Source organism: Mycobacterium sp. NGS54, assembly GCF_059812465.1.
In genome coordinates this window covers 220,905-247,414 of record NZ_JCALCS010000007.1, presented here as the reverse complement: position 1 = coordinate 247,414, position 26,510 = coordinate 220,905, and the positions used below count along the sequence as shown (strand labels likewise).

At 69.2% G+C, this 26,510-nt stretch carries 31 protein-coding genes and 1 pseudogene; 10 read left to right on the top strand and 22 right to left on the bottom strand.

Annotated features, from left to right (window positions below):
* Nucleotides 1–34 precede the first annotated feature (34 nt).
* Nucleotides 35–1,240 carry a DNA polymerase IV gene (gene dinB / locus AC5Y5E_RS23375; RefSeq protein WP_499905733.1) on the bottom strand — a complete coding sequence of 402 codons (1,206 nt, stop codon included), beginning with the start codon at nt 1,238–1,240 and terminating at the stop codon, nt 35–37.
* 77 nt (nt 1,241–1,317) lie between these two features.
* Nucleotides 1,318–1,959 carry a TetR/AcrR family transcriptional regulator gene (locus AC5Y5E_RS23370; protein WP_499905372.1) on the bottom strand — a complete coding sequence of 214 codons (642 nt, stop codon included), beginning with the start codon at nt 1,957–1,959 and terminating at the stop codon, nt 1,318–1,320.
* Between the two features lie 76 nt (nt 1,960–2,035).
* Between AC5Y5E_RS23370 and AC5Y5E_RS23365 the strand changes: the two genes are divergently transcribed.
* Nucleotides 2,036–3,505: a flavin-containing monooxygenase gene (locus tag AC5Y5E_RS23365; protein ID WP_499905370.1), complete on the top strand. Its 1,470-nt coding sequence runs from the start codon at nt 2,036–2,038 to the stop codon at nt 3,503–3,505.
* Here AC5Y5E_RS23365 and rraA read toward each other — a convergent pair.
* The 10 genes from rraA to AC5Y5E_RS23315 all read right to left on the bottom strand — a co-directional run bounded on the left by rraA (nt 3,502) and on the right by AC5Y5E_RS23315 (nt 9,906).
* Nucleotides 3,502–3,987 (bottom strand): ribonuclease E activity regulator RraA, encoded by a 486-nt coding sequence (gene rraA, locus AC5Y5E_RS23360; protein WP_499905369.1) that lies wholly within the window; start codon nt 3,985–3,987, stop codon nt 3,502–3,504. The two genes, AC5Y5E_RS23365 and rraA, sit on opposite strands and share 4 nt — an antisense overlap.
* A 1-nt stretch (nt 3,988) precedes the next feature.
* Nucleotides 3,989–4,429, bottom strand: coding sequence for an Rv3852 family protein (locus tag AC5Y5E_RS23355; RefSeq protein ID WP_499905367.1), 441 nt, complete (start codon nt 4,427–4,429; stop codon nt 3,989–3,991).
* A gap of 113 nt (nt 4,430–4,542) precedes the next feature.
* Nucleotides 4,543–5,055 (bottom strand): copper resistance CopC family protein, encoded by a 513-nt coding sequence (locus tag AC5Y5E_RS23350; protein ID WP_499905366.1) that lies wholly within the window; start codon nt 5,053–5,055, stop codon nt 4,543–4,545.
* Nucleotides 5,052–5,684 carry a YcnI family copper-binding membrane protein gene (locus tag AC5Y5E_RS23345; protein ID WP_499905365.1) on the bottom strand — a complete coding sequence of 211 codons (633 nt, stop codon included), beginning with the start codon at nt 5,682–5,684 and terminating at the stop codon, nt 5,052–5,054. The genes AC5Y5E_RS23350 and AC5Y5E_RS23345 overlap by 4 nt, the downstream gene beginning before the upstream one ends.
* Complete coding sequence (locus tag AC5Y5E_RS23340; RefSeq protein WP_068103440.1) at nt 5,681–6,337, bottom strand: DUF6474 family protein; 657 nt, start codon at nt 6,335–6,337, stop codon at nt 5,681–5,683. The genes AC5Y5E_RS23345 and AC5Y5E_RS23340 overlap by 4 nt, the downstream gene beginning before the upstream one ends.
* A gap of 131 nt (nt 6,338–6,468) precedes the next feature.
* Nucleotides 6,469–6,867, bottom strand: coding sequence for a transcriptional regulator (locus AC5Y5E_RS23335; protein WP_499905731.1), 399 nt, complete (start codon nt 6,865–6,867; stop codon nt 6,469–6,471).
* A gap of 454 nt (nt 6,868–7,321) precedes the next feature.
* A complete protein-coding gene (locus AC5Y5E_RS23330) occupies nt 7,322–8,014 on the bottom strand; it encodes a TMEM165/GDT1 family protein (RefSeq protein ID WP_499905363.1) in 693 nt (230 codons plus the stop codon).
* A gap of 245 nt (nt 8,015–8,259) precedes the next feature.
* Complete coding sequence (locus AC5Y5E_RS23325; RefSeq protein WP_067150612.1) at nt 8,260–8,793, bottom strand: peptidase; 534 nt, start codon at nt 8,791–8,793, stop codon at nt 8,260–8,262.
* A gap of 195 nt (nt 8,794–8,988) precedes the next feature.
* Nucleotides 8,989–9,612, bottom strand: coding sequence for a superoxide dismutase (locus tag AC5Y5E_RS23320; protein ID WP_067150615.1), 624 nt, complete (start codon nt 9,610–9,612; stop codon nt 8,989–8,991).
* A 138-nt stretch (nt 9,613–9,750) separates the two neighbouring features.
* Nucleotides 9,751–9,906: a hypothetical protein gene (locus AC5Y5E_RS23315; protein ID WP_499905361.1), complete on the bottom strand. Its 156-nt coding sequence runs from the start codon at nt 9,904–9,906 to the stop codon at nt 9,751–9,753.
* Nucleotides 9,907–10,366: 460 nt separating this feature from the next.
* Between AC5Y5E_RS23315 and AC5Y5E_RS23310 the strand changes: the two genes are divergently transcribed.
* Together AC5Y5E_RS23310 and AC5Y5E_RS23305 are read left to right on the top strand one after the other, a co-directional pair.
* Nucleotides 10,367–11,398, top strand: a complete 1,032-nt coding sequence (locus AC5Y5E_RS23310; protein WP_499905360.1) for a DUF4328 domain-containing protein — start codon at nt 10,367–10,369, stop codon at nt 11,396–11,398.
* Between the two features lie 4 nt (nt 11,399–11,402).
* On the top strand, nt 11,403–12,224 hold the full coding sequence (locus AC5Y5E_RS23305; RefSeq protein ID WP_499905358.1) for a glycerophosphodiester phosphodiesterase: 822 nt from the start codon (nt 11,403–11,405) through the stop codon (nt 12,222–12,224).
* On the opposite strand, the gene AC5Y5E_RS23300 is transcribed toward AC5Y5E_RS23305, so the two are convergent.
* A complete protein-coding gene (locus AC5Y5E_RS23300; RefSeq protein WP_499905357.1) occupies nt 12,225–13,391 on the bottom strand; it encodes an LCP family protein in 1,167 nt (388 codons plus the stop codon).
* Between the two features lie 22 nt (nt 13,392–13,413).
* Nucleotides 13,414–14,220: a DUF2470 domain-containing protein gene (locus AC5Y5E_RS23295; RefSeq protein ID WP_499905355.1), complete on the bottom strand. Its 807-nt coding sequence runs from the start codon at nt 14,218–14,220 to the stop codon at nt 13,414–13,416.
* A gap of 96 nt (nt 14,221–14,316) precedes the next feature.
* On the opposite strand from AC5Y5E_RS23295, the gene pheA reads away from it, so the two are divergent.
* Nucleotides 14,317–15,255, top strand: a complete 939-nt coding sequence (gene pheA, locus AC5Y5E_RS23290; RefSeq protein ID WP_499905354.1) for a prephenate dehydratase — start codon at nt 14,317–14,319, stop codon at nt 15,253–15,255.
* The gene (locus tag AC5Y5E_RS23285) at nt 15,252–15,938 is read left to right on the top strand and encodes a histidine phosphatase family protein (protein WP_499905352.1); all 687 of its coding nucleotides are present in this window, start codon (nt 15,252–15,254) and stop codon (nt 15,936–15,938) included. The genes pheA and AC5Y5E_RS23285 overlap by 4 nt, the downstream gene beginning before the upstream one ends.
* Here the strand turns inward: AC5Y5E_RS23285 and AC5Y5E_RS23280 are convergent.
* From AC5Y5E_RS23280 to AC5Y5E_RS23270, 3 genes and pseudogenes are all read right to left on the bottom strand, one after another.
* Nucleotides 15,915–16,115, bottom strand: a complete 201-nt coding sequence (locus AC5Y5E_RS23280; RefSeq protein ID WP_499905351.1) for a hypothetical protein — start codon at nt 16,113–16,115, stop codon at nt 15,915–15,917. The two genes, AC5Y5E_RS23285 and AC5Y5E_RS23280, sit on opposite strands and share 24 nt — an antisense overlap.
* Nucleotides 16,115–16,509: pseudogene (locus AC5Y5E_RS23275) on the bottom strand (metallopeptidase family protein). Before AC5Y5E_RS23275 ends, AC5Y5E_RS23280 begins: the two are co-directional and overlap by 1 nt.
* A gap of 16 nt (nt 16,510–16,525) precedes the next feature.
* Nucleotides 16,526–17,881, bottom strand: coding sequence for a septum formation family protein (locus AC5Y5E_RS23270; protein ID WP_499905349.1), 1,356 nt, complete (start codon nt 17,879–17,881; stop codon nt 16,526–16,528).
* A gap of 112 nt (nt 17,882–17,993) precedes the next feature.
* Between AC5Y5E_RS23270 and serS the strand changes: the two genes are divergently transcribed.
* Entirely contained in the window at nt 17,994–19,247 is a 1,254-nt protein-coding gene (gene serS / locus AC5Y5E_RS23265) for a serine--tRNA ligase (RefSeq protein ID WP_499905348.1), read from the top strand.
* On the opposite strand, the gene AC5Y5E_RS23260 is transcribed toward serS, so the two are convergent.
* Nucleotides 19,244–19,825, bottom strand: a complete 582-nt coding sequence (locus AC5Y5E_RS23260; RefSeq protein WP_499905347.1) for a carboxymuconolactone decarboxylase family protein — start codon at nt 19,823–19,825, stop codon at nt 19,244–19,246. The two genes, serS and AC5Y5E_RS23260, sit on opposite strands and share 4 nt — an antisense overlap.
* Here AC5Y5E_RS23260 and AC5Y5E_RS23255 point away from each other — a divergent pair.
* Entirely contained in the window at nt 19,824–20,189 is a 366-nt protein-coding gene (locus AC5Y5E_RS23255) for a winged helix-turn-helix transcriptional regulator (RefSeq protein ID WP_499905345.1), read from the top strand. The two genes, AC5Y5E_RS23260 and AC5Y5E_RS23255, sit on opposite strands and share 2 nt — an antisense overlap.
* A 1-nt stretch (nt 20,190) precedes the next feature.
* On the opposite strand, the gene AC5Y5E_RS23250 is transcribed toward AC5Y5E_RS23255, so the two are convergent.
* Nucleotides 20,191–20,670: a DUF2834 domain-containing protein gene (locus AC5Y5E_RS23250; RefSeq protein WP_499905344.1), complete on the bottom strand. Its 480-nt coding sequence runs from the start codon at nt 20,668–20,670 to the stop codon at nt 20,191–20,193.
* 71 nt (nt 20,671–20,741) lie between these two features.
* Here AC5Y5E_RS23250 and AC5Y5E_RS23245 point away from each other — a divergent pair, with 71 nt between their 5' ends.
* A complete protein-coding gene (locus tag AC5Y5E_RS23245; protein ID WP_499905343.1) occupies nt 20,742–21,359 on the top strand; it encodes a TetR/AcrR family transcriptional regulator in 618 nt (205 codons plus the stop codon).
* Nucleotides 21,360–21,426: 67 nt separating this feature from the next.
* On the top strand, nt 21,427–22,989 hold the full coding sequence (locus AC5Y5E_RS23240) for a phytoene desaturase family protein (RefSeq protein ID WP_499905341.1): 1,563 nt from the start codon (nt 21,427–21,429) through the stop codon (nt 22,987–22,989).
* A 6-nt stretch (nt 22,990–22,995) separates the two neighbouring features.
* Here AC5Y5E_RS23240 and AC5Y5E_RS23235 read toward each other — a convergent pair whose 3' ends face one another.
* From AC5Y5E_RS23235 to AC5Y5E_RS23225, 3 genes are read right to left on the bottom strand one after another with little or no spacing between them, the layout of a single operon-like run.
* On the bottom strand, nt 22,996–23,328 hold the full coding sequence (locus AC5Y5E_RS23235) for a hypothetical protein (protein WP_499905339.1): 333 nt from the start codon (nt 23,326–23,328) through the stop codon (nt 22,996–22,998).
* Complete coding sequence (locus AC5Y5E_RS23230) at nt 23,325–24,875, bottom strand: Rieske 2Fe-2S domain-containing protein (protein ID WP_499905338.1); 1,551 nt, start codon at nt 24,873–24,875, stop codon at nt 23,325–23,327. The genes AC5Y5E_RS23235 and AC5Y5E_RS23230 overlap by 4 nt, the downstream gene beginning before the upstream one ends.
* Nucleotides 24,876–24,935: 60 nt before the next feature.
* Nucleotides 24,936–25,679 (bottom strand): phosphotransferase, encoded by a 744-nt coding sequence (locus AC5Y5E_RS23225; protein WP_499905337.1) that lies wholly within the window; start codon nt 25,677–25,679, stop codon nt 24,936–24,938.
* Between the two features lie 60 nt (nt 25,680–25,739).
* Between AC5Y5E_RS23225 and AC5Y5E_RS23220 the strand changes: the two genes are divergently transcribed.
* Nucleotides 25,740–26,510 (top strand): lysophospholipid acyltransferase family protein, encoded by a 771-nt coding sequence (locus AC5Y5E_RS23220; RefSeq protein ID WP_499905335.1) that lies wholly within the window; start codon nt 25,740–25,742, stop codon nt 26,508–26,510.

Sequence of the window (26,510 nt, the reverse complement as noted above, 5' to 3'; positions counted from 1 at the left end):
GCCGGCGACTTGCGAGATTCTTGCGGTGATGGCCTCAGTCGGGGAGATGTGGCATCTCGAAGCCCGGGTCGCGGCCGACCAACACCGCCGGCGTGAGCGCGGACCTGCCATAGCGGCGGCGCACCCGGTCGATCGCATCGTCGATCTCGAGCCCGCCGGGGTCCTCGCCGAACGGCAGCATCAGCTGCTGCGCTCCGCTGCGGTCGATGCCCGATACCGCGAACCCGACCAACGTCAGCCCCCGCTGCGCGATCAGGGGCGCGGCGGAGGCGACCAGCTGCCGCGCGGCGGTCAGGATCGGCTGCGTCGACGAGGTGGCCCACGGCAACGTGTGCGAGCGGGTCGCCCGGCTGAAGTCGTCGAAGCGCAGTCGCAGCACCACCATGCGCCCGGTGCGCCCGGCGGTGCGCATCCGGGCGGTGATCCGGTCGATCAGGTTCACCACCACCGCGTCGACCTCGGCGGCCGACATGCGGTTGCCCGCGCGGCCCAGCGCCCGCTGCGCGCCCACGGAGCGCCGGCGCACCCCGGTGGTCACCCGGCGGCGGTCAATGTTGCGCGACAGCGCATAAAGCTGGCGGCCCATCGCGGGCCCGAGCAGCGAGGCCAGCGTCGATTCGCTGAGCTCGGCGACGTCGGCGACGGTCACGAGGCCGTGCGCGTGCAGCTTCTCGGCGGTCACCGCGCCCACGCCCCACAACCGGCGCACCGGCAACGGGCGCAAGAACGCCAGCTCCTGATCGGGCGGCACCAGCAGCAGCCCGTCGGGCTTGGCTTCCTGGCTGGCCACCTTGGCGAGAAACTTCGTCCGGGCGATCCCGACGGTGATGGGCAGGCCGACGCGGCTACGCACGTCGGCGCGCAGCCGGTGCGCGATCTGGGTCGGTGTGCCGGCGACGCGGCGCAGGCCGCCGACATCCAGGAACGCCTCGTCGACGGACAGCGCCTCGACCACCGGTGTGCAGTCGTGGAACACCTCGAACACGGCTTCGCTGGCGCGGCTGTAGGCGTTCATGCGCGGCGGCACCACGATGGCGTGCGGGCATAGCCGGCGCGCCTGCGCCCCGCCCATCGCGGTGCGCACCCCGTAGGCCTTGGCCTCGTAGCTCGCCGCCAGCACCACCCCGCCCCCGACGATCACCGGGCGGCCGCGCAACGTCGGGTCGTCGCGCTGTTCGACGGACGCGTAGAACGAATCCAGGTCCGCGTGCAGGATGGATGCGTCACACCGCACGAACAGATGTTCGCACGCGGGTACGACGACATCCGATGGTGGCGACCCGCTTCGCCCGGCTACGCCGCGCTTGCGATCGCCACTTAGCCGGATTCGCCGTAGATGCTGGTGACCCAGATGTGGGTGAGCGTGTCGACGACGTGGTCCGCGTCGACGGCCGGCGTCTCGGCGGATAGTGCGGCCATCATCGTGCGTTCGTTCATCTGGTTCAGCGCAGTCGCGAGGTCGGCGGCCGGAATGGTATTCGGGGCGGCGCCGCGCTCGCGCTCGGCGACGATCATGGCCGCGGTCTGGTCGATCCACTTCTGCATGAATCCCGACCACATCGTCCGGAGCTCCGAGCTGGTGGCCAGCAGCTCGGTAGCGGCGCGCGCCAGCGGGCGGCGCGATTCGAACGCGGTGAAGAACGCCTTGATGCCGTTGCGCCATATCCGTCGCGGGTCCGCCGGCAGCCGCTGCACGGCGCCGTCGAACTCGGAGTCGGCCCGCGCGATCACCGGCTCCAGCAGCGACAGCAGCACGTCCTCCTTGGACTTGAAATAGAAATAGAACGTCGGGCGGGAGAGGCCGGCGCCCTTGGCCAGGTCGTCGACCGAGATGGCGGCGAACCCGCGCTCTTCCAGCAGCCGCTCGGCGGTGGCCAGGATCGCCTGCTCGCGGTCGTCGCCGGAGGGGCGCAGGGCGCGGCGGCCGCGCAGGGCGCGAGTAGGTCCGACGGTAGTCACGGCGGCTACTTTACATGGAGTTGAAAGTTTCGACACACTGTTGACCGGCTCAACAGTGTGTTGATAGCATGGGCCCATGACTGAGCACCTCGACGTCGTCATCGTGGGCGCCGGCATCTCCGGCGTGAGCGCGGCCTGGCACCTGCAGGATCGCTGCCCGACCAAGAGCTACGCCATCCTGGAGAAGCGCGCGGCCATGGGGGGCACCTGGGACTTGTTCCGCTACCCGGGCATTCGTTCCGACTCCGACATGTACACGCTGGGCTTCCGGTTCCGCCCGTGGACCGAGCGCCAGGCCATCGCCGACGGCGGGCCCATCCTCGACTACGTCAAGGGCACGGCGGCCATGTACGGCATCGACAAGCACATCCGGCTCAACCACAGGGTGGTCGGCGCCGACTGGTCCAACGTGGAGAACCGCTGGACCCTGCAGATCGAAAACAACGGCACGCCAAGCACAATCACGTGCACCTTCCTCTTCTTGTGCAGCGGCTACTACAACTACGAACAGGGTTTCGCACCGACGTTCGCCGGCTCGGCGGACTTCAAGGGCCCGATCATCCACCCGCAGCACTGGCCCGAGGACCTCGATTACACGGACAAGAACGTCGTCGTGATCGGCAGCGGTGCCACCGCGGTCACCCTGATTCCGGCGATGGCGGAGTCGGGTGCCAAGCACGTCACGATGCTGCAGCGCTCGCCGACATATATCGTCTCGCAGCCGAAGCGGGACAAGTTTGCCGAGCGGCTCAACCGATGGCTGCCGGAGAAGCAGGCGTACACCGCGATTCGCTGGCGGAACGTGCTGCGGCAGGCGGCGCTGTACGGCGCCTGTCAGAAGTGGCCGCGGCGGATGCGAAAGATCCTGCTCGGCTTCGTGCAGCGCCAGCTCCCCGAGGGCTACGACGTGCAGAAGCACTTCGGCCCGAAGTACAACCCGTGGGACCAGCGGCTGTGCCTTGTCCCCAGCGGCGACCTCTTCCGCGTCATCCGGAAGGGCAAGGCCGACGTGGTCACCGACACCATCGACCGGTTCACCCCGACCGGCATCCGGCTCGCCTCGGGTCAGGAGCTGCCCGCCGACATCATCATCACCGCAACGGGTTTGAACCTGCAGCTGTTCGGTGGCGCGACCGTGACCGTCGACGGGCAACCGGTCGACCTGACCAAGACGATGGCCTACAAGGGCATGATGCTCTCGGGGCTGCCGAACATGGTCTACACCGTCGGTTACACCAACGCGTCGTGGACGCTGAAGGCCGACCTGGTGTCCGAGTTCGCCTGCCGCCTGCTGAACTACATGGACGACAACGGCTTCGACACCGTGGTGGTCGAGCACCCGGGCTCCGACGTCGAGGAGCGCCCGTTCATGGAGTTCACCCCCGGCTACGTGCTGCGCTCGCTCGACGAGCTGCCCAAGCAGGGCTCACGCACGCCATGGCGGCTGAACCAGAACTACGTGCGCGACATCCGGCTGATCCGGCGCGGCAAGATCGCTGACGAAGGCCTGCGATTCGCCAAAAACCCCGCGGCCGTGTCTGTTTAGCCTGCTGCCGCGGTGACGACGATGCCGTCGTCGTCGCTGTAGGCGATCTCGCCGGGCGCGAAAGTCACTCCGCCGAGACTGATTTCGACGCCGCGTTCCCCGGCGCCGGTCTTGGTGCTCTTGCGCGGATTGGTGCCCAGCGCCTTGATGCCGATGTCGATGCCGCGCAGCGCGGCGGCGTCGCGCACCGCGCCGTTGATGACCAGCCCGGCCCAGCCGTTGGAGCGGGCCAACTCGGCGATGACGTCGCCGACGAGCGCGGTGTGCAGCGAGCCGGAGCCGTCGATCACGAGTACACCGCCGTCACCCGGCTCCGAGAGCGCCGACTTCAGTAGCGCGTTGTCCTGGAAGCAGCGCACGGTGCTGATCGGCCCGGCGAACTCCGAGCGGCCGCCGAACTGGCGGAATTGCAGGTCGCAGCTGCGTACGTCGGGGCCGATGTCGTCGACGAGGTCGGCGGTCGGCCGGAAGGACACCGTCACCTCAGCGGCGCCGCAGCTGCCGGATCAGCAGGATCGCCAGCAGGCTGAGCGCCACGGCCACGATCAGCGGCACCGGGGATTGGCCGGAGGCGGCCGGCGCGACCTGGGGCGCGACCGGGTTGTTGGCGCCCTCCACGGTCGACTTCGCTTGCGCCGCGGCGTCTTTGGCGGCCTCAGCGAGTTGGCCGTTGGTCTCGATGCGCTGCTGTATGCCGAGGGGTCGCGCGGGCGGTTTCGGGGGCGCGGGCGGGGGACTCTTGGCCGGGGCTTTCTTGGCGGGTGCTTTCTTGGCAGCCGCCTTTTTCGCCGGTGCCTTCTTCGCAGGTGCCTTTTTAGCGGGCGCTTTCGCCGCCTTCTTGACCGCCTTGGCGGGAGGTTTCTTCTCCGGTGGGGTCGACGCGCCGTCGGGTTCGCTGTTGGGTTGGTCCTGCGGGTCTGCCATGCGGCCGCTCCTTTGCAGCTGTCTCAAGTTCTCTGTCGGGCGCCGGGTTGCTTGCGTCCCATCATGCCAGGAGGCGCGGCGGGCCCTCGGCGACCAGGTGACGCTCTGGGCCCTCAACGTCTATGTCGCGCCGCCCACCAGGCGCCCGCCGCGACCAGGGCCACGGCCGCCGCCGCAAAAGGCCACACCGGGACGCTCCCGCCACCGTCGGGGCCCGCGGCGGGAGGTCCGGGCGTTCCGGTGCCCGGGACCGTAAGCCGAAACGACCAGGATCCGGACACCACGTGGCCATCGGCGGACGTCACGCGGTAATGCACCGTGTACGTGCCGGCGGGCCCGAGCGGCCGCACGCCGACGCCGACGACGGCGCCCTGCACGCTGGGTTCCCCGCTGGCCCACTGGTTGCCGTCGGGCCCGACGACCGTCATGGCCGCGAACGTGGTCTGCAACCGCTCGTTGAACGTCGCGGTCACCCGGCCGGGACCGGTCGTGAGAACCGCATTGTCGGCGGGGTCGGCGGAGACCCGCGCCGCGTGCGCGGACGCCGGTTGTGCGGTGAGCATCGCGGTCGACACCATGGCGGCCAGCAGCAGCCCCACCCATGCGGCGAGCGCGCGGGGCGTCATGCCCGTCGGCGGTAAAGGGCGACACCGACGCCGAGGGCGGCCAGCGCCAGCGCCGCCCCGCCTAGCAGGCGCGCGGTGTTGTCCGATGACTTCGGCTGCGCGGCCGCCGCGGGCGGGTGGTGGTCGTGCGGTGCCGCCGCCGTCGCGGTGAGCGTCAGCGCCGGCGCCGGGTGTTCCGGCTCACCGCCGCCGGGCAGCGGCGGCTGGTCCCACTTGACGACCGTGCCGTCGGAATACGTCTGGGTGGCCGGGAAGCCGACGGTGTCGGTGTCGGGCAGCTGGACCGAGATGCGGAACAGCGCGAATTGGTCCGGGGGGATCCCGGCGCCGGGGGCGGCCGTCCAGGTCACCGAGCGGACGGTGCCGGCCGCCGCGTCGCGGTCGAGCTTGGCCGTCCATCCGGGGACGGTTTCGGTGCTCGCCGCCGCCACGTTGGGCAGGCCGACGGTCAGCGCGGTGGTCGCCGCGCCCGTGTTGGATTCGTTGGGCACCTGGAAGGTGACGATTGCCATGGCGCCGCGGACGGGGTTGTCGCTGCTGGCGTGTACGTGCGCCCACGCCGCGGGGGCGCCCAGCGCCGAGCCGAGGTAGAGCGCCGCGACCGCGATCAGGAGGCGTGCGGCGGTCACGTCAGTCCGAGGCGCGCCATCAGGTCCGCCTCGATGCCGTCGAGCTGCGAGGAGATCGCGGCGTGGGCCGCGCGCCGCCGCGCGGCCGGCATGTTCTCCGCGGCGGTGACGGCCGCCGAAAGGTCGCTCAGCCGTTCGGTGATGGCGCCGACGAACTGCTTGGTCTCGGCGTCCTTGGGCTTCTTTTCCTGCACCACCCGCAACGACTTCTCCGAGCCGGCGATGCGGGCCGACAGCTGGGCGCCCTGCCCGGAGAACTGGCCGATCTGCGCCAGCGGGACGCCGAGCTGGTCCGCGCGCCGTTGGTCGATCACCGCGCGCGCGGCCATCGCGCCGCGGTAGATCAGCGGTGTCAGGATCGGGGCGAGCAGCCGAGAGACGGTCAGCACCCGGCGGATCCGAGTCGGCGACAGCAACTTGCCCTCCCGTGCGGTCTTGAGCTCGGCCTCGGCGACCTTCAGCGCCGTGCGGTCGCTGTCCCGTTGCGATTTGATCTGCGCCTTGAGGGCCTTTTCGGCGGCGCGCCGGTCGGCCTTGAGTCGGCGAGCGTCGTTCTTGGCGGCCAGCTTGGCCTCGAGCTTGGCGCGGGCCTTGATCGCGCGGGCCTCGGCGCGACGCGTCGCGCGGCTCTTTCGCTTGCGGAACAGGCCCATTCCCGGCCGCCTCCCGGTATCTCGTGGACTATCGCTCGCGTGTGCGCGATCCGAGAGCCAACCCTAATCGGCATACGCCGACGGCGGCCGTTCAGGTCGGGGCGTACAGCGGGTCTCGGCCCGCGCGTCCGCTAGGCGTCCAGGTGTTCGGCGCGGCGGAGCTCCTTGACCCGCTCCACGACGTCCTGCTGGGCCTGCGCGGACAACCCGACCGCGGCCAACGCGATGCGGCGCACGCCGTCATCGCGCATCGTCGCCAGCCAGGACAACTCCTTGTCGAGCTTCTCGTAGTACTCGTCGTCGGTGAAGTAGGCCGGCTTGATCCGGAAGAAGTTGGCCAGGGCGGCCATGGTCGCCGACGACGGATTGGTGCGGTTGCCCGAACGTAGCTGGGACAGGTAGGGAGCCGACATCGTGATGCCCTCCGCCTTGAGTGCCGCGATCACCTCCGCCGAGGTGTGCGGCCCGCGCCCTGGTGGGTACACCGTGTCGAACAAGCGATTCAGGCGGGCGGCGAACGTCGTGCTCATCGATATGACCTCCACTTGGCTGTAGAAGTGAACTATTGCCGAGGTGTATTTGCTGATCATGGTAGCGACGGTTTGGGTCCGCATCCAGGTGCAAACCCGGGGTGGTTGGGTACCGGCATAGCTGACGGTTGCCGAATACCCACTTTACGAGCGTCTAACTAATTCGCTGGGGTGTCCACCAGATAAGCGAAACTCACAGGTTATCCGCAGCGTTCGGGTCATGGCCGGGCGTGGCGGGCCGCCGGCCGGGCGGATCCCCGCGCGCTCCGGCCGAGGATGCTGGGCGATTGCACGGCAACCAACCCGCAACGCGCGCCCGTCGGCGACATCATTTGCTGTCAGTTCGGCGACCCGCCGGCGAAACGGGCCAAGGGTGCACCTGATTGCCCCGGAAGATGCCCCTGGGACGTCTCCGGGGTCGCGGCAGCTGAGGGAACGGGGCGCCGACGGCACTCTAGCCGATGTCCCGTGACCTCCCAGCGGGTGCAACCGCTTTCCGGCGCCGACGCACAGTTTGCGCCGCGGCCACCGCGGAGGCGGCCAGCGCTACGGCGACGGTCGCCGCGATGGCCGCCGAGCGCAGTCCCAACGCGGTGTCGAACAGCATCCACAGTCCGAACATCAGGAACAGCAGGCCGGCCATGGCGTGCAGCAGCCGCTGGGGAAGCCGCCGATGCAGCAGCGTGCCAACCCCGATCGCGAGTCCGTCGGCGAGGACCATCCCCAAGGTGGAGCCGACCCAGACGCCGGTCCAGTCGTGATCGCTGGCCAACGACACGGTCGCGAGCGACGTCTTGTCGCTCATCTCGGCGAGCACGAAGGACGACGCGACGGTCAGCAAGGCAAAGCGGGATTCCCCCTCCGTCGAGACCGTCTCGTCGGCGGCGCCCTCGCGCCAGGCCCACACGGCGAAGATCAGGAACGCGATCGCAGACGCGAACGCCATCGGGCGGGACGGGAGCGTGGTGCCGAGGAAATGGCCGATCCCGACCGTCACCCCGTGCACCAGACAGGCGGCGATCGCCACGCCGCTCAGCACCACCCACCATCGGTAGCGCAGCGCAAAGGTCATGGTGATCAGCTGGGACCTGTCGCCGAGTTCGGCGAGGAACACCACCCCGAGGGTCAGCAACGTGGCTGCGAGCATGGGGGCGACCTTTCGACACGTCGTCGGTAATGTCTGGGACCCTTCGGTCCCTCCGAACATCGGTCGAAGGTCTCGCCCACCGGACCCGTGGGACCGGTTCGCCGGCCGGGCTATGCGCCAGTATGTCGACTCGACGATTGGGGGCTACTCCCCTTCGCTAACGGTTCACAGGCTAGCGGGCGGGTCGGGCCAGCGCCAGGACGGCGAGCGATTTCGGGCGGCCGTATTCTGCGATTTGAATTCCCTTACGCGGCAAGCAGCATCGCCAGGATCGCGGTGTCCGGATGGCTGATCGGGTCGACGCCCACCCGGCTCACCATCGACGTGATGGTTCCGTCGGCCTCGGCCTCCACCCACGCCGCCCGGTGCTCCAATCCGAGGTAGGGCAATCCCGGTAGCAACACGCACCCGGACGCGGCCCCGTTGCATTCCGGCAAGGAGGGCGTGGTTTCCGACGGCGGATGCAGCATCAGCAACGCCGGCGGTTGATGGTCGGCGAAATACCCTGGCTGGATGGCAGATTCGCCGAAGACGGTGCCTTCGGCCAGCACCAGGCCCACGGTGCCCGGCTCGGGCTCGTCGGGCAACTCCTCGCGAGCACCGAACACCGTTGTGGTGGAAAGCAATCCGGGCAGCGACGCGACCCTGACCGCGACCATCAGCAGTTGGGCCCACTCCTTCGTCGAATCGGGCCAACGCCCGGAAATGACGAACCCTTTCAGGGCACCACGGGCATGGAAGGGTGCTACCCCTATCGGCCTATCCGACCCGGTTTCCATCTCGACCTCCGCGCGACGCCTCGTTTCGAATAACCACGCTGGTAGCTCGAATAATTAAGGATGCCTGCGGCTTCGGCGCCTTGCAACCCGACACGGTTACTGGCGTACATGTTTTCAAAGTGCCCACATTCGGCACGGATAAACGACGGGGGCGCCACGCGATCCGCGCGACGCCCCCGCCGTTTCGAAATGAAGTCAGCCGGCTATCAGCCCTTGGGTTTTAGAGGTTGCGGCCGCGTAGCGGTCCTGCACATCCGCCCAGTTCACCACGTTCCAGAACGCCTTGGCGAAGTCGACCTTGACGTTCTTGTACTGAAGGTAGAAAGCGTGCTCCCACATGTCGAGCAGCAGCAGCGGCACGATCCCCAGCGGGAAATTCGACTGGTGGTCGTACACCTGGAAGATCAGCAGCTTGTTGCCCAGCGTGTCCCAGCCGAGCGCCGCCCACCCCGACCCCTGCACGGTGGTGGCGGCGGCGTGGAACTGTGCCCGGAAGTTGTCGAACGATCCGAACGCGTCGTCGATGGCCGCGGCGAGCTCACCGGTCGGCTTGTCACCGCCGTTCGGGGAGAGGTTCTTCCACCAGATGGTGTGGTTGACGTGACCACCCAGGTTGAACGCCAAGTTCTTCTCGTTCAACAGGATCGCGGCATGGTCTCCCTTGGCCCGCGCTTCCTCGAGTTTTTCCAGGGCGTCGTTGGCGCCTTTGACGTAGGTGGCGTGGTGTTTGTCGTGATGAAGTTCGTTAATTTGACCGGAGATGTGCGGTTCCAGCGCACCGTAATCCCAATCCAAGTCCGGCAAGTTGTATACAGCCACTGCATTCCTTTCTTCGGTTATCGTCTTGGCGCTCCTGCGCGGGGCTGCCACGCGGCGGCCAGCCGTAATCAACCCTGCTCCATGACCGCGCGCGCCGCAAGAACGGCTGCTAGGGGGAGATACCCGGTCTGGGTTGATTCAAGACAAGGCGATGACGACGAGAACCGCGAGCAGCGCCAGCGCGAGCAGCGCGGCGCGCAAGGCGGCGACGCTATAGCTGTGGTTACAGGCAGCCGAGCCGGGATTCGAGTTCGACGGGGCCGGCGAACCCGGACCGAACGAATGCGTGGCCATCAAGCGCCTTTCAGCTGCACGTCCACCCCGCTCAAGTGAGGTGAGTCACAACGATTTTTCGTGACGGTGATCATAACCCCTCACACCGGGCTTGGAAAACGCACTGCGCAATCGCGTGCCGGACCAGGGTCTGGAGATGCCCGCGGGCGAGCTGAACAAGCGCGGGGCGGGCGAGCGCTACCGAGCCCGAGGGGCTCGGCTGCGGGTGCTTAGCGGGGCAATGCATTTCGCTCTGATAACCGGCGGGGCTGTTTATGGCACAGTCGTACCAGCCTTGGGTTATCCACAGACGGAACCCGCGGCACTCGGTAAAGGCCGTGTCGATGCCGTGCATACCCAAAGCCCAATTGTGGATAAACCTGTGGAAACTGTGGATAGCCCTAGGCAACTGTTGGTGTTGCCGCAACCGCTTCCAGGCCGCTTCGGGGGCCCGCGTCATCGCCGGCGCTACGCTGGTCCGGTGATCCAGGTGTGCTCCCAGTGCGGCACGCGCTGGAACGTGCGCGACCGGCGACGCGACTGGTGCCCCCGCTGCCGCGGGGCGCTGATGGCGCCCCTGCCGGACACACCGGCGCCCGACCCACGATGGAGCGCACCGGGCGGCCCCCCGCCGGCCAGGCCACCCGCCGCCCCGGCGTGGCAGCGCACCGGGCCCCGGCTGCCACCCGGATTCCGCTGGATCGCGGTCCGCCCGGGCGCCGCGCCGCCTCAGCGGCGAGGGCGTCGGCTCCTGGGGCCCACGCCGCGCTACGCCGTGATACCGCGTTGGGGTTTGGCGGACCGCGTCGACCAGGTGCCCGTTGCGGCCGAAAAGCCTTCGCCGACAGGGCCATCCGCACCGCTGGTGCGCACCACGCTGTTCTTGAGCGTGCTGATCCTGGGCGCGGCCGCGCTGGTATACGCCGCGCGGTATGCGTTGTTGGTGTACAACCGGAACACCCTGCTGAACTCGATCCTGGCCGTCGTCGCTGAGTGGCTCGGGGTGCTGGCCAGCGTGGGAGCGATCGCGGCGGTGATCGCCTCCGGGGTAACGCTGGTCCGGTGGCTGATCGCGCGCCGGGCCGCCGCGTTCGCGCATCACGGCCTGCCGGAGCCGCGGTCGGTCCGGGCGCTGTGGGCGGGCAGCGTGGTGCCGTTGGCGAATTTGCTGTGGGCGCCCGTCTACCTCATCGAGCTGGCAACGGTGGAGGAGCACTACGCCCGGGTGCGGAGACCCATCGTCCAGTGGTGGATCGCGTGGGTCCTCAGTTACCTGGTTTCGGCCTTCGCCATCTTCACCAGCTTCGCCACCGACGCCCAGGGCATCGCGAACAACACCGTGCTGATGGTTTTCGCCTATCTGTTCGCGGCGGTGACCGTCGCGGCGATCGCCCGGGTCTTCGAAGGCTTCGAGCGCAAACCGGTACAACGTCCCGCGCACCGCTGGGTCGTCGTCGAATCGCAACGCTCGATCGCTCCGGTTGAGTTGGAGGGGCAGGAACCGGCAGCATAGGGATATGACGTGGGCCGACGAGGTGCTCGCCGGGCATCCTTTTGTCGTTGCCCACCGCGGAGCCTCGGCCGCGCGCCCTGAACACACGTTGGCCGCCTACGATCTCGCGCTCAAGCAGGGCGCCGACGGTGTCGAATGCGACGTTCGCCTGACCCGCGACGGCCACCTCGTCTGCGTGCACGATCGCCGTCTGGACCGGACCTCGACGGGAGCCGGCTTGGTCAGCACGATGACGCTCGCCGAACTGCGCGAGCTCGAATACGGTGCTTGGCACGACAGCTGGCGCGCGGATGGCACGCACGGTGACACCAGCCTGCTGACGTTCGACGACCTCGTTTCGCTCGTGCTGGACTGGCACCGGCCGGTCAAGATCTTCGTCGAGACCAAGCACCCTGTCCGGTACGGCTCCCTGGTGGAAAACAAGCTGCTGGCGCTGCTGCATCGCTACGGGATCGCTTCGCCCGCATCCGCCGACCGGTCCCGCGCGGTGGTCATGTCGTTTTCGGCGGCGGCGGTCTGGCGGATCCGGCGGGCCGCGCCGTTGCTGCCGACGGTGTTGCTCGGCAAGAACGCTCGGTATCTGGCTAGCAGCGCGGCCACCGCCGTCGGCGCCACCGCCGTCGGGCCGTCGTTGGCGACGCTGAAGGACTATCCGCAACTGGTGGACCGCGCCGTCGCGCAGGGCAGGGCGGTGTACTGCTGGAACGTCGACGAGTACGAGGACATCGACTTTTGCCGGGACGTCGGCGTGGCCTGGCTGGCCACCCACCACCCGGGGCGCACCAAGGCCTATCTGCAGCGGGCCCGCGCCGGCGACGGCGCCTAACTACTGCCGTCCCTGCAGGGCGGCGGCGGGCACCGGCGCGTCGGAGGCCAGCGCCTCGAACAGCTGGCCGGCGGCGTCGTGGTTCCACACCACCACCGCGCCGGCGTCGCCGGTGGTGAACTCCCCGATCGGGACGGTCAGCGCGGTCGTCGGCCCGTGCAGCGCCCAGCCGAGCCGAGCCAAATCCCACACGTGGTCGCCCTCGTCGACGGTCATCGCGCCGGCGGCCGCGCGCGGCACCGAGTACCAGCGACGGGGGTCGAGCCACACGGCCGGGCTGGCCACGCGGTGCAGCAGCGCCGAGAGGAACTGGCGCTGGTTGGCCATCCGGTCCAGATCCGCGCGCGGGGTGTCCCGCGACCGGACGTAGCCCAGCGCGTCGCGGCCGGCCAGTTCCTGGCAGCCGGCCGGCAGGTCGATGCCGGCCAACGGATCGTTGATCGGTGTGGTTGGGCACACCGTGATGCCGCCCAGCGCGTCGACCAGGCCCGCGAATCCGCCGAATCCGATCTCGGCATAGTGATCGAGGCGCAGGCCGGTCGCCCGCTCCAAGGTCTGGGTCAGCAGGGGCGCCCCGCCGATTGCGAACGCCGCGTTGATCTTGTCCTTGCCATGACCGGGGATCGGCACATACGAGTCGCGCGGGATCGACACCATCGTCGGCGGTGCGCTGGACCCGAACTCGGGCACGTGCAGCAGCAGGATGGTGTCCGTTCGGCTGCTGCCGACGTCGCCGCCGGTCGCCAGTTCTTGCTGCTGCTCCGCGGTGAGGCCTTGGCGGCTGTCGGAGCCGACGATCAGCCAGTTGGTCCCGCGGCCGGCTCCGGGCCGGTCCGGATAGTCGGTCAGCGCGTGCTCGCGCCGCAGCGTGGTGTCGAACCACATGCCGCCGCCGACGATGGCCGCGCCGGCGAGCAGCGCGCCGATTAACACGGTGAGCGCCAGAGCCCGGACCCAGCGGCGCCCGCCGCGTTTGCGGCGCGTCCTTGGTCCGACCGGCCGCGGCGGGGGAGCGGACGGGGGTGCCGGGGCGGGCGGCGGCGTGGGCCGGCGCAGCGGTGTGGTCGGCGGGTCGGCAGCCGGCGCCGGGCCGCTCGCCCGGCGTATCGCCTGCGGCGGCTCGGGCCGGCGCGGCACCGGGCGATGGGGCGGTCGGTCGCCGTTCACCCGGTTAACGTACGTGCAGGGCCTACCGGCGGGCCCGCAGCCCATTGACGAACGGGCAACCCATCAGCACGCGGATGGCCTGCCTCAGCCCCGTCATGTCGTCGACCGGCTTGTGGAACGGCAGCCGGACGTCGTGGTCGCCGTCGTTTCCCTCGATGCGGAACCGCACGCCGTATCGGTCGAGCCCGAGCGGGCGAACGTGCCCGCGGCGCAGGGTCGGCGGCAGCTTGGACACCAGCCGCGCGACCACGTCGTTGTGGACGGTGTCGAGGTGCCACAGCAGGCTCGACTCGATCTCGCAGAAGGGGTCGGGGCGGGCGGCGAGCAGATCCGCCACACTGACCGGCTCGGCGCCGGTGGCGTCGGTGACCACCACGGAGTCGATCTCGAGCCGCAGCAGCCGGTACCGAAGCTCTCCCGCGCACGGCGGCGACAGCGGCGTCTCGACCTGCAGCAGCGCCGGGTTCGGGTCCTCGGCGGCGATCAAGTCAAGCGTGTCGGTGACCGCCTCGGCCGGGACGGCCTGCAGGCGGCCGCGCACCCACACCAGCGAACGGACTGGTTCGCGCACCGGAAGCGGCGCGTAGTCCGTCAGCTCCAGCAGCGCCTGGGATCCGGCGACCGCGCAGCACCCGTCGTGCTCGACGGGGAGCGCGACCGCGAAGGATCCGTCGGCCAGCAGGTGGTGCACCGGGGTGGCGATCGGATCCGTGCGCGGGCTTCCGGTCGCCCCCGCTGTTTCCAGCGCCAACAGGGCGCTCCCGGCGCGCGCACAGGCGCTGCGGATGCGTTCTGCGGTCGTCGGGGTGGGGCAGCTCGGCGATGCCATCGTTCTCCTCAGCGGCGAATTAGGTAAGCCTAAGTTAACTTACGACCCATCACGTCGCAAGGCCCGATTGACGTGGAGCGCCGTTAGGGTTGGGGAGTGGTCCGCATCGCATACCTCGGTCCCGAAGGGACCTTCACGGAGGCGGCGCTGCGGCAAATCGTGGCCGCCGGCCTGGTTCCCGCGCAGGGACCGGGCCCCGTGCGCACGATGCCCATCGAGAGCACGCCCGCCGCGCTCGATGCGGTCCGCGAGGGCGACGCCGACTACGCGTGCGTACCGATCGAGAACTCGATCGACGGCGCGGTGATTCCGACGCTGGACAGCCTCGGCATCGGCTCGCCCCTGCAGATGTTCGCCGAGGTCACGCTTGACGTGGCCTTCAGCGTCGTGGTCAAGGCCGGCCTCGGCGCGGGCGACGTCCGCACGCTGGCGGCGTTCCCGGTGGCCCTGGCGCAGGTGCGGAAATGGCTGGCCGCCCATCTGCCCGGGGTGGAGCTGCGGCCGGCGTACTCCAACGCCGACGCGGCGCGGCAGGTGGCCGAGGGATACGCGGACGCCGCGGTGACCTCGCCGCTGGCCGCCGAACATTGGGGGCTGGGGGCGCTGGCCGACGGCGTCGTCGACGAGCCGAACGCCCGCACCCGCTTCGTGCTGATCGGGCTGCCGGGGCCGCCGCCGGCTCGCACCGGGGCGGATCGGACCGCGGTGGTGTTGCGCCTCGACAACGTGCCGGGCGCGCTGGTGTCCGCGCTGGCCGAGTTCGGCATCCGCGGCATCGATCTGACCCGGATCGAAGCCCGGCCGACGAGAACGGAACTCGGAACCTATCTGTTCTTCGCCGATTGCGTCGGCCACATCGACGACGGCGCCGTCGCCGAGGCACTCAAGGCGCTGCACCGTCGTTGTGCGGATGTGAGATACCTGGGCTCGTGGCCGACGGGCTCGGCCGCCGGGGCGCCGCCGCCGGAGGCCGACGAGGCGGCGCGCTGGCTGGCGCGGCTGCGCGAAGGCAAGCTCGGCGGGTCGGATCGATGAGCGGTCGGTTGGTGCTGTTGCGGCACGGGCAGTCCTACGGAAACGTCGAGCGCAGGCTGGACACCCGCCCGCCCGGGGCGGAACTGACGCCGTTGGGTCGGGACCAGGCCCGCGCGTTCGCCCGCGGCTCGGGGCGCCCGGCGATGCTGGCGCACTCGGTGGCCACCCGGGCGTGGCAGACGGCCGAGGTGATCGGCGCGGAACTGGAAATGGGCGCCCTGGAATTCAAAGGCATTCACGAGGTGCAGGTCGGGAAGCTGGAAGACCGCAGCGACGACGATGCGGTCGCGGAATTCAACGCGATCTACGAGCGGTGGCATCGCGGCGACCTCGACGTGCCGCTGCCGGGCGGGGAGACCGGCAACGACGTCCTGGACCGCTACGTGCCGGTGCTCACCGAGCTGCGAATGCGCTACCTCGACGACGACGACTGGGACGGCGACATCGTCGTCGTCAGCCACGGCGCGGCGATCCGGCTGGCCTCCGCGGTCCTGGCCGGGGTGGACGGCAATTTCGCGCTGGACAACCACCTCGAGAACGCCGATTCGGTGGTGTTGGCCCCGATCACCGACGGGCGGTGGAGCTGCGTGCGCTGGGGGTCCGTGACGCCGCCGTTCTACCCGCAGGCCGACGCGAGCCCGGTCGCCGATGCGGTGAGCTCAGGCACCGATCCGATGGGCTGACGACTCTTCGGTGCAGTCACAGCCGACGGCGTCGCAGTCGACGACGAACGTGTGCACCAGCAGCTCGGGGCTGTCGCAGTCCGGCTCGGTGCACTCCCACCGGCGCAACGAATGGCGAATGATGGTGCCGTGGCAGTGATCTAGGCCCGCCCGGCATTCGCGACACTCAGCGCTCATCAGCCGTTCATAGCATCCGGTCCGGACAAATTGGTGTTGCCGCGCCCATGGATCGTCAGGCCCAACCCAGTTCTTCGAGCCGGTGGTCGTCAATGCCGAAGTGATGGGCGATTTCGTGGATCACCGTGATCGCCACCTCCTCGACAACGTCGTCGTCGGAGTCGCAGACGTCTAGCAGCGCCTCGCGGTAGATCGTGATGGCGTCGGGCAGCGCGCCGGCGTAGTCGGAGTCGCGCTCGGTCAGCGCCACCCCTTCGTACAGCCCGAGCAGCTCGGCGTCCTCCGGGTGGCGGTCTTCGACGAGCACGACGACGTTGTCCATCGCGGCGGCCAGTTGGGGCGGGATCAGGTCGAGCGCATCCGAGACCAGCTCGTCGAACCGGCGCGGATCCATCCGCACGGGCACGCGGCTATCCCGCCGGGGCCGGGGCCGGTTCAGCCGGCGGTGCCGGGGGCGCCTCCGGCGCCGGGGCCGGGGCTGGCGGCGGCGCCCCGCCGTCGGCTGGGGGCGGAACGTCTTGCGGCGCTTGGGTGGCCGGTGCCTGGGTTGCCGGCGCCTGCGGTTGCGTCACGACCGGCTGCTGGCCGGGCAGGTGCTGATTGTTCGGCGGGATGGCGTCCGGCGCGGTGCTGGCCTGGGTGGGCTGGCTCGGCGCCTGAACCGGTATCGGCGGCATCGTCAGCCGCTCCTCGGGAATGTCGGGCGGGGCGATCGGCGCCTGACCGTTGATCAGCAGCTGGCCCTTGGCGCTGTTCACCAGCGTGGCCCAGCCGCCGTTGCCCAGCGTGGCGCCGATGCTGCAGGCGACCTCGCGGCTACCGGCCGACCAACTCGGCAGCGACACCGTCGGATAGATCAGCGTCAGCGTGGTGGTGCGCAGCTTGGTCGGCGCGAGGTAGGCGTCGGTCATCTTGGTGCAGGAGTCCTTGATGAACCCGTCCTGGTCGGGCTCGGACGGCAGCGGACCGGGAAACTTCTCGGCCAGGTTCACCGTGCCGGTGACCTCCATCGCGTGCGGGGTCGCGCAGTCGACCGGCACGTCCGTGGGCTGGTTGATCGCCGGGTCGATGCCCAGGCAGGTGCCGGTCGGCCAGACTTTGGACTGGTCGACGTCGGCCACCTTGCCCTTGAACGCCTGCTGCTGATTGTTGCCGCCCGGCAGCTGCAGCCCGCACAGCATGCGGCGGTCGCCGGACTGGCGCCAGGCCCGGTCGCCGGCCCACAGCAGGCTGATCATGAACTTGCTGTTGGGATCGAACTTGGCGCCCAGGTAGTTGTGCACCGCCGGCTCGCACTGTTCCTGGGTCATCTGCTGGATCCGGGCCGGCGACGGCGGAGCGGCGCTGGGCCCGTACTCCGAGCCGGGGAACGTCCGCATGTCGACGGACTCGGCGACCTCGAACTTGTGGTTCTCGGTGCAGTTGACGATGCTCGCGGACTCGGGGGTGGCATCCGGCCACATCAGGCAATCGCCGCCCTTGGCGCGGCTGAACGCGGCGTCGCTCTTGGTCACGGTGTTGGGCACCGGGTCGATGTAGCCGGCCAGCCGCCCGGGCCCGCCGCCGACCGGAATCGCGGTGACCAGTCCGGCGATCAGCAGGCCGCCGAGCGCGGTGAGCAACAGCGCCCGCCTGGTCGCCGTCGCCTGCAGCCCGCGCGGCCATGGGAAGCCGCCGGGTGGTTGTTTCGCCGCGTCGTCGCGGGAGCCGGCGGGGGTGCTGGCTTCCGAAATTTCCTTTTCCGGCGCTTGCGACATCGGCTCCATTCTGACAGGGCCACATGAGTGACGTGACAAAAGTTGCAGATGTGGTATGTGGGGCGCTAGTTGGCGGGGTGGCCTGGCATCTCGCCAGGGCCGCGAAAGTAGTGTCGGGGCCGTGATCGACCTGAAGCTGCTCCGGGAAGACCCCGACGCCGTGCGCCGTTCGCAAGTCAGCCGAGGCGAAGACCCGGCGCTCGTGGACGTCTTGCTGGCCGCCGACGCCGAGCGCCGCTCGGCGATTTCGGCGGCCGACGGCTTGCGCGCCGAACAGAAAGCCGCCAGCAAGAGCGTGGGCGCCGCGTCGGCCGAGGAACGCCCCGCCAAGCTGGCGCGGGCCAAGGAGCTCGCCGAGCAGGTGAAGGCCGCCGAAGCCGCTCAGGTGAACGCCGAGGCCGCGTTCACCGCGGCACACATGGCGATCTCGAACATCATCGTCGACGGGGTGCCCGCCGGCGGCGAGGACGACTACCGCGTCCTGGACGTGGTCGGCGAGCCGGCGGCGATCGAAAACCCCAGGGACCATTTGGAACTCGGCGAATCGCTCGGCCTCATCGACATGCAACGCGGCGCCAAGGTGGCCGGCTCGCGGTTCTACTTCCTTACCGGCCGGGGCGCCCTGCTGCAGCTGGGCCTACTGCAGCTGGCGCTGCGGCTGGCCGTCGAGAACGGCTTCATCCCGATGATCCCGCCGGTGCTGGTGCGCCCGGAGGTGATGGCGGGCACCGGATTTCTGGGCGCCCACGCCGACGAGGTGTACCGGGTCGAGGCCGACGACCTGTACCTGGTGGGGACGTCCGAGGTGCCGCTGGCGGGCTACCACTCCGACGAGATCCTGGACCTGTCCGGCGGGCCGCGGCGCTACGCGGGCTGGTCCTCGTGCTTCCGGCGGGAGGCCGGCAGCTACGGCAAGGACACCCGCGGCATCATCCGGGTGCACCAGTTCGACAAGGTGGAGGGGTTCGTCTACTGCGCGCCCGCCGACGCCGAGGCCGAACACCAACGGCTGCTGGGCTGGCAGCGCGAGATGCTGGCCCTGATCGAGGTGCCGTACCGGGTGATCGACGTGGCCGCGGGTGACCTCGGCTCGTCGGCCGCGCGCAAATTCGACTGCGAGGCATGGGTTCCCACCCAGGGGACCTACCGCGAGCTGACGTCGACGTCGAACTGCACCACGTTCCAAGCGCGCCGGCTGGCGACGCGCTATCGGGACGACGCGGGCAAGCCGCAGATCGCGGCCACGCTCAACGGCACGCTCGGCACCACCCGGTGGCTGGTTGCGATCCTGGAGAACCATCAGCAGCCCGACGGCAGCGTGCGGGTGCCGGCCGCGCTGGTGCCGTTCGTGGGCACCGAGGTGCTCGAGCCCTAGAGCAGCACGCCGGCGAAGGTGGGGCTGCCCGCCTCCAGCGGGACGCGGGCGGCCCGCGCGGTGAAGCTGATCGCGTGATACCAGCCGCACAGCATGGTGAGGTCGAGAAGTTCGCGTTCGTCGAACTCGCCGCGCAGCGCCGCCCACAGGGCGTCGTCGATGTCCCGGTGGTCGCATAGCGCGTCGACCGCGCGAATCAACAGCCGATCGCGCTCGGCGGCCCAGCACGGGTCGTCGGGACCGCCATGGGTCAGGGAACGGACCTGGTCCCGATCAAACCCCGCCCGCTCGGCGAAAAAGGCGATGTGCACGCCCCATTCGTACTCGCACCCGCAGCGCGCGCAGGTGCGGTCGATGACGACCTCGCGGTCGCGCAGGGATAGTGACAGCGCGCGGCTGAGCTCGTAGCTGCCCCACAGCGTCATGGCCTCGGTCATGGGCAGGTTTCGCACCACGGTGCGAAACAACGCGATCGGCGGCACCCCCGGCGGCATCATCTTGTTCAGCTGGGCGGCCACCGCCGGCTCGTGGGGCGGGTCGAGCGCCCCGATCCGGGGCGTTACTATTTCCGTAACCATGAGGGAAGAAACTACGTTACGGAAATCGAAACGTCAATCAGGGGTCCGCCCGGGCGCGCCGGTGCGCGGGTCGACGACGGGACGGCCGCTGATGGCCGCCCTGGACCTACTCGGCCGGCGCTGGTCGCTGCGGATCCTGTGGGAGCTTCGGGACGGCCCGCTCGGGGCCCGCTCGCTGCGTGACCGCTGCGACGGCATGTCGCCGAGCGTTCTTTATGACCGCCTCGGTGAGCTGACCGACGCGGGCCTCGTCGTGCAGCGAGACGACCAGAGCTACGAACTGAGCGAGCAGGGTCGCTCCCTCGGCAAGGCGCTCAGCCCGCTCGAGCGGTGGGCTCAGCGATGGGCCGAGACCACGCGCTGAGTCAGGCGTTCACCGGCTGGCGGGCGCGCTCGTGGCGGCGCATCCGCTCCATGGTGGCGAAGTACCAGGCCAGCGGGAAGGAAAAGCTGGTGAAGAAGCTGGCCAGGAAGAACAGCCACGGGCGCCGGACGCCGCGCCGGTAGCCGTCGACGATCGTAAACACCGGCAGCAGAATGACATTCGAGATGATGTAGTCCTGGCTGCCCGAACCGGCGGCCGGGTTGCCGAACTGCTGCGCGAGGAAGTGCGGGTAGCTGGCCGGCCCGGAGACGATGCTGCCCTCGCCGTGCGCGGCGAGCACGAAGTGAATGTTGAAGTACCAGCCCAGCGCGATCGAGGCGATGCCCGCGGCGTAGTACACGAGTTCCAGCGGCGAGAACCACGGTCCGTCCGCGGGTTTGGCGTAGATCTTCGGGTTCGACGCGATAATCCAGCCGATGACGGCGATCCCGAGGATTGCGTGAATGTAGAGCCAGATCATGGGCGAAGTGTCACCCTCATCCCGAAGTTTTGTCAATATTGACACACAAATACTGGGGTACCTTACTGAGCATGGTCAGGCCCGCGCAGACGGCGCGCAGCGAACGCACCCGGGAGGCGCTGATACAGGCCGCCCTGGTGCGGTTCCTCGCCCAGGGTGTCGAGGAGACGTCGGCCGAGCAGATCGCGGCGGACGCCGGGGTGTCGCTGCGGACGTTCTATCGCCACTTCCGGTCCAAGCACGACCTGCTGTTTGCCGACTACACCGGGCTGAACTGGTTTCGCGCCGCGCTGGACGCCCGTCCCGCCGACGAACCGATCATCGATTCGGTGCAAGCGGCCGTCTTCTCGTTCCCGTATGACGTTGAGGCCGTGGCGAAGATCGCCGCCTTGCGGGGCGGCGAGATCGATCCCGGCCGCATCGTGCGCCACATCCAGGAAGTGCAGGCCGACTTCGCCAATGCCATCCAGGACCAGCTGCACCGGCGTAGCTGCGCCGCGGCCGCGACGCCGGATGCCCGGCTGCGCGCCGCGGTGACGGCGCGCTGCATCGCGGCGGCGGTTTTCGGTGCGATGGAATTCTGGATGATCGGCGAGGATCGGTCGCTGGGCGAGCTGGCCCGGGTATCCCACGTCGCGCTGGAGTCGCTGCGGGCCGGCATCACCGACGCCTGGGCCGCCGGGGCCTGACCCTGGTTTCGTCACAATTGACAAAACTTCACCGCCGTGCCAGCCTCCTTTTTTGGAGGGCAGGGACATGACTGAATATGACGCGATCGTCATCGGCGCGGGACACAACGGGTTGGCCGCGGCGGTGCTGCTGCAAAAGGCCGGGCTGCGAACGGTGTGCCTGGACGCCAAGCTGTATGCCGGTGGGATGGCTTCCACCGTCGAGCTTTTCGACGGGTACCAATTCGAGATCGCCGGCTCGGTGCAGTTCCCGACGGCGTCGGTGGTGGTCGAGGAACTGGGCCTGGACACCCTCGAGACGCTGGACCTGGAGGTGATGTCGGTCGCGGTGCGGGGCGTCGGTGACGACCCGCTGATCCAGTACAGCGACCCGATCAAGTTGTTCACCCACCTCAACGAGGTGCACGGCGCGGACGCCGTCAACGGGATGGCGGGCCTGATGGCCTGGAGCCAGGCGCCCACCCGGGCGCTGGGCCGCTTCGAGGCGGGGACGGAGCCCAAGACCTTCGACGAGATGTACGCCTGCGCCACCAACGAATTCGAGCGCTCGGCCATCGACGACATGCTGTTCGGCTCGGTCACCGACGTGCTGGATCGCTACCTGCCGGACCGCGAGAAGCACGGCGCGCTGCGCGGCTCGATGACCGTGCTGGCCGTCAACACCCTCTACCGCGGGCCGTCCACCCCGGGCAGCGCGGCGGCGCTGGCCTTCGGGCTCGGAGTTCCCGACGGCGACACCATGCAGATGAAGAAGCTGCGCGGCGGCATCGGCGCGCTCACCGCGCACCTGGCCGAGCTGTTGGAAAGCCAGGGCGGCGAGGTGCGGCTGCGCACCAAGGTGACCGAAATCCTGGTCGCCGACGGGCGGGTGACCGGGGTGCGCACCGAGGCGGGCGACACCCTGACGGCGCCGGTCGTCGTCTCGAACCTTGCGCCGGACATGACGCTGAACGACCTGATCGACCCCGCGGCGCTGCCGGCCGACATCCGCGAGCGGTACGCGGGGATCGACCACCGCGGCAGCTACCTGCAGATGCATTTCGCGCTGGACGAGGCCCCCGAGTTCGCCCCGCCCTACGAGGCGCTCAACGAGCCGGCGATGCAGGCCTCGATCGGCCTGTTCTGCACCCCGGAGGAAGTCCAGCAGCAGTGGGAGGACGCGCGGCGCGGCATCGTGCCGGCCGACCCGACGGTGGTGTTGCAGATCCCCTCGCAGAACGATCCCGACCTGGCGCCCGAGGGCAAGCACGCCGCGTCGGCGTTCGCGCTGTGGTTCCCGATCGAGGGCGGTGCGGACTACGGCCAGACGAAGGTCGAGATGGGCCAGCGCGTCATCGACAAGATCACCCGGCTGGCGCCGAACTTCGAGCGCAGCATCATCCGGCACACCACGTTCACGCCCAGGCACATGGGCGTGATGTTCGGCGCCCCGGGCGGCGACTACTGCCACGGGCTCTTGAGCTCCGATCAGATCGGGCCGAACCGGCCGGGCCCGAGAGGCTTTCGCGGCCAACCGATCCCGATTCAGGGGCTGTACCTTGGCGGCGCGGGCTGCCACGGTGGCCCGGGCATCACGTTCATCCCCGGCTACAACGCCGCCCGAGCGGCACTGGACGACCTGGGCCGCTAAGGGCCGCTAACCGCGCTCGCCCAGCAGTTCGTCCAGCAGCGCGACGAACTCGTCCGGGCGCGCCGGCGTGAATGCCGGGCTCGGCCAGGCGCCGGGGACGTCCAGGGTGATCAACGTGGACTTGAACGGCCGTTGCACGTCCAGGGGCAGCCAGCGGCGTAGGTCGGAGCTGCCCCAGATGCGGAAGCGCTGCATGAACATGCCCAACGCCTCGGCCGTATACCCGTCGACGGCGTCCAGCGCGATCACCTTCGACGTGCCGGAAGGAAAGTGGTAGCGGCGCAACGTGATCGCCGTGCGGTCCAGTTGGACCAGCCCGTCGTCGTAGCTGGAGTTCATTTCTTCGCACTCCGCAGCTGGTGGCCGCGCGCGGTCAGACAACGGCCGTCGTCCAGGCGCCACTGCCACCCGTGCAGGTTGCAGGTCAGCGTGTCTTCCTCTATCACACCGAATTTGGACAGGTCGGCCTTGAGGTGGGGGCATCGGCGCTGAATCTCCCAGCCGTCCATCGTGATCGACGCGGAGTCGTCGTGGGTCTCGGCGAACCAGCCGTCGGCGTAGGCGATCCGTTCGTCGGTCAGGCACTTGAAGAACGTGTACAGGTACTCGTTGTAGCCGCCCACCCGCCACGCGGTGAAACGGGTGGACAAGAAGATGGTATTGACCCAGTCGGGTTCGTGATCGCGCAGCACCGTGCGCACCAACTCGGGCGCGATGGAAAAACCGTAGCGGATCTTTTCGGCGGGAATCCGTTCGCGCACAGTTCTTTTCGGGAAGTCCAGGATCACCGTTTCGGGGCCGGTGACGAGCTCGACGGGATAGCCGATGCCGTCGCAGATCTCGTCGCTCTGCAGCATGATCGGCTCGAAGAGCGCGCGCAGCTGTTCCAGCAGCGGCTCGCCGGCGGCGGGGGCCCAGCTTGCGCGCTCGGCGGCCAACACCGAGGCCATCCGGTCGGCGTAGTCGGCGATGTAGGCCGATTTGCCGGTGGTGAAGATGGCCTCGACCTCGTCGTCGGGCAGCGGATGGCGAAGCCAGTTCAGCGTCGTGCCGGTGAAGTCCGCGGTCGACCCGGGCATCATCAGCAGGCCGCCGTCGTGTCCATGCGTGCGCATCTGTTCCAGGAAGACCATCTGGTCGGGGAAGATGTTGGCCGGATCGCCGTGGTCGTCGTTGAGGTGGCGCAACTCGGGGTCCAAAAAGCACGGCGGCCCGGCCGACGGTACGACCCAGGTCGCCCCGACCTGGGCGATGTACTGCCGGGCGCGGTCCATTCCGCGCTGCCGCTTCTGGATGCCGAACGACTCCTTGGCGCGGGCCGGCATGTCGTAGACCATCGGGTACCAGATCGCCCCGGAGTACTGCAGCAGGTGCACGTCGACCTGGCCGAAGTCGGCCGCCAGCACGTCCAGGTCCACCGGCCGGGCGTCGTTCATGTTGAAAACCGTTGTGTCGCCGTCGGAGACGACCAGCGCTGAGTCCCCGATCGGGCCGTCGGCCGGGGCGCGCAGGGCGATGATCATGATGTCGAGGTCGCCCTTGGGTCCGCTGATCCGGTGGGTGGTCGAGTCGGTGGTCTCGAAAAACCGATGAAAGCCCAGCTTTTGCAATTCGTTTCGCAGGTCGGGGACCGGGAAGTCGGGCAGCAGCACCACCGCGTCCTTGTTGACGTGCTCGCGCAGATTCTTGGCGTCGAAGTGGTCCTTGTGCAGGTGCGAGACGTACAGGTAGTCGCAGGCGCCCAGCTGGTCCCAATCCAGCGCGCTGTTGTCCGGGAAGGGGAACCAGGACGCGAAGTAGGCGGGATTGACCCAGGGGTCACAAAGGATGTTCCCCGCGCGGGTCTCAATTAGGAATCCGGCGTGGCCTACGCTCGTGACCTGCACTGATACCTTTCAGGGACGTTGGGGGCCGGCCGACGTTGGACGGCTTTTCAGCCCCCGAGCTTAGCGCGAGGCCGCGTCTTCGGCGTCCCACAGCCACCGGTAGTAGTCGATGCGCTCCGGGTCGGGGTCGACGCCGTAGGCGCCGAAGAATTCCGCGTCCCACCCCCGGCCCGGATAGTTCCAGCCCAATGACAGCGTCGCCACCGCGAGGTCGGCCCACCGATCCGCGACACCGAGTTCGCCGAAGTCGACGTGCCCGCAGCAGCGGCCGTCGTCGTCGATCAGCGTGTTGGGTGAGCACGCGTCGCCGTGGCAGACCACCGCCCGATCGATCGGCGGCGGCGGGCCCAGGCGCGCCCGCGCCGACGGCGACAGCATTGCCAGCCGGCCGGCCACCGACCCGTCGAAAGGGCAGGACGCGACCGGCATTCGGTCGTGCAGCTGTCGCAGCCCCGCGCCGATCGCGCGCACGGCGACGTCCGGTGCCGCCAGCCATCGGGGGTGCACCGCGGACACGCCGGGCAGCGCGCCGGTGCGGAGCCACGCCAACCCCCCGTCGAGGCCGAAGCCCAGCACGCGCGGCACGGTTACGTACCGGGCGGCCCAGCCCAGCCGCTCCGCCTCGTCGGCGAAGTCGGCGATGGCCGCGTCAGCGACCTTGATGAACTCCGTGCCGGTAGGCCCAGGACCCACCCGGAAGGTGACGCCGCCCAGCTCATTGACCCAGATAGCCCGGACGGGCCTGCCGTCGGCGAACCTGGTGACGAGCGGCGGGACGGCGGGCGGCGAAGCGGGGACCGACAACGGTTGCCTCTCTTTGGCGGTTGAGGCGCCTCACAGTCGGGAGCACTAGGCTGAAGCGCTGTGGAACCGGTATACGGGACAATCATCCAGCTTGCCCGCTTGGTCTGGCGCATCCAGGGTCTCAAGATCTCAGTGTCGGGTGTGGAGAACTTGCCGAAGACCGGCGGCGCCGTCATCGCGATCAACCACACCGGTTACCTGGACTTCACCTTCGCGGGTTTGCCCGCGTACAAGCAGGGCCTCGGGCGCAAGGTGCGGTTTATGGCCAAGCAGGAGGTGTTCGACAACAAGATCACCGGGCCGATCATGCGCAGCCTGCGGCACATCTCGGTGGACCGGCAGGACGGGGCCGCGTCCTACGAGGCCGCCGTCCGGAACCTCAAAGACGGTGAGCTGGTGGGCGTCTATCCCGAAGCCACGATTAGTCGCAGCTTCGAGATCAAGGAGTTCAAGTCGGGTGCGGCCCGGATGGCGATCGACGCGGGCGTCCCGATCGTTCCGCACATCGTCTGGGGCGCGCAGCGGATCTGGACCAAGGGGCACCCCAAGAAGTTGTGGCGCCCGAAGGTGCCGATCGTGGTGCTCGCCGGCGAACCGATCGAGCCGACGCTGGCCGTCGAGGAGCTCAAGGGGCTGTTGCATTCGCGGATGCAACATTTGCTGGAGCGGGCCCAAGAACAATATGGACCCCATCCGGCCGGGGAGTTCTGGGTGCCGCGCCGGCTGGGCGGCGGCGCCCCATCGTTAGCTGAGGCTGCCCAAATGGATGCCGAGGAGGCCGCCGCGCGGGCCGCCCGTCGCGCCCGGACCACTGGGGCGCCGGAGCAGTAA

What these genes read in the sequence shown, in the direction of transcription:
- AC5Y5E_RS23365 (WP_499905370.1), top strand. Translation starts at nt 2,036, where the DNA reads ATGACTGAGCACCTCGACGTCGTCATCGTGGGCGCCGGCATCTCCGGC.
- AC5Y5E_RS23355 (WP_499905367.1), bottom strand. Translation starts at nt 4,429, where the DNA reads ATGGCAGACCCGCAGGACCAACCCAACAGCGAACCCGACGGCGCGTCG.
- AC5Y5E_RS23350 (WP_499905366.1), bottom strand. Translation starts at nt 5,055, where the DNA reads ATGACGCCCCGCGCGCTCGCCGCATGGGTGGGGCTGCTGCTGGCCGCC.
- AC5Y5E_RS23340 (WP_068103440.1), bottom strand. Translation starts at nt 6,337, where the DNA reads ATGGGCCTGTTCCGCAAGCGAAAGAGCCGCGCGACGCGTCGCGCCGAG.
- AC5Y5E_RS23335 (WP_499905731.1), bottom strand. Translation starts at nt 6,867, where the DNA reads ATGAGCACGACGTTCGCCGCCCGCCTGAATCGCTTGTTCGACACGGTG.
- AC5Y5E_RS23330 (WP_499905363.1), bottom strand. Translation starts at nt 8,014, where the DNA reads ATGCTCGCAGCCACGTTGCTGACCCTCGGGGTGGTGTTCCTCGCCGAA.
- AC5Y5E_RS23325 (WP_067150612.1), bottom strand. Translation starts at nt 8,793, where the DNA reads ATGGAAACCGGGTCGGATAGGCCGATAGGGGTAGCACCCTTCCATGCC.
- AC5Y5E_RS23315 (WP_499905361.1), bottom strand. Translation starts at nt 9,906, where the DNA reads ATGGCCACGCATTCGTTCGGTCCGGGTTCGCCGGCCCCGTCGAACTCG.
- AC5Y5E_RS23305 (WP_499905358.1), top strand. Translation starts at nt 11,403, where the DNA reads ATGACGTGGGCCGACGAGGTGCTCGCCGGGCATCCTTTTGTCGTTGCC.
- AC5Y5E_RS23295 (WP_499905355.1), bottom strand. Translation starts at nt 14,220, where the DNA reads ATGGCATCGCCGAGCTGCCCCACCCCGACGACCGCAGAACGCATCCGC.
- AC5Y5E_RS23285 (WP_499905352.1), top strand. Translation starts at nt 15,252, where the DNA reads ATGAGCGGTCGGTTGGTGCTGTTGCGGCACGGGCAGTCCTACGGAAAC.
- AC5Y5E_RS23280 (WP_499905351.1), bottom strand. Translation starts at nt 16,115, where the DNA reads ATGAGCGCTGAGTGTCGCGAATGCCGGGCGGGCCTAGATCACTGCCAC.
- AC5Y5E_RS23270 (WP_499905349.1), bottom strand. Translation starts at nt 17,881, where the DNA reads ATGGAGCCGATGTCGCAAGCGCCGGAAAAGGAAATTTCGGAAGCCAGC.
- AC5Y5E_RS23255 (WP_499905345.1), top strand. Translation starts at nt 19,824, where the DNA reads ATGAGGGAAGAAACTACGTTACGGAAATCGAAACGTCAATCAGGGGTC.
- AC5Y5E_RS23260 (WP_499905347.1), bottom strand. Translation starts at nt 19,825, where the DNA reads ATGGTTACGGAAATAGTAACGCCCCGGATCGGGGCGCTCGACCCGCCC.
- AC5Y5E_RS23250 (WP_499905344.1), bottom strand. Translation starts at nt 20,670, where the DNA reads ATGATCTGGCTCTACATTCACGCAATCCTCGGGATCGCCGTCATCGGC.
- AC5Y5E_RS23245 (WP_499905343.1), top strand. Translation starts at nt 20,742, where the DNA reads ATGGTCAGGCCCGCGCAGACGGCGCGCAGCGAACGCACCCGGGAGGCG.
- AC5Y5E_RS23240 (WP_499905341.1), top strand. Translation starts at nt 21,427, where the DNA reads ATGACTGAATATGACGCGATCGTCATCGGCGCGGGACACAACGGGTTG.
- AC5Y5E_RS23235 (WP_499905339.1), bottom strand. Translation starts at nt 23,328, where the DNA reads ATGAACTCCAGCTACGACGACGGGCTGGTCCAACTGGACCGCACGGCG.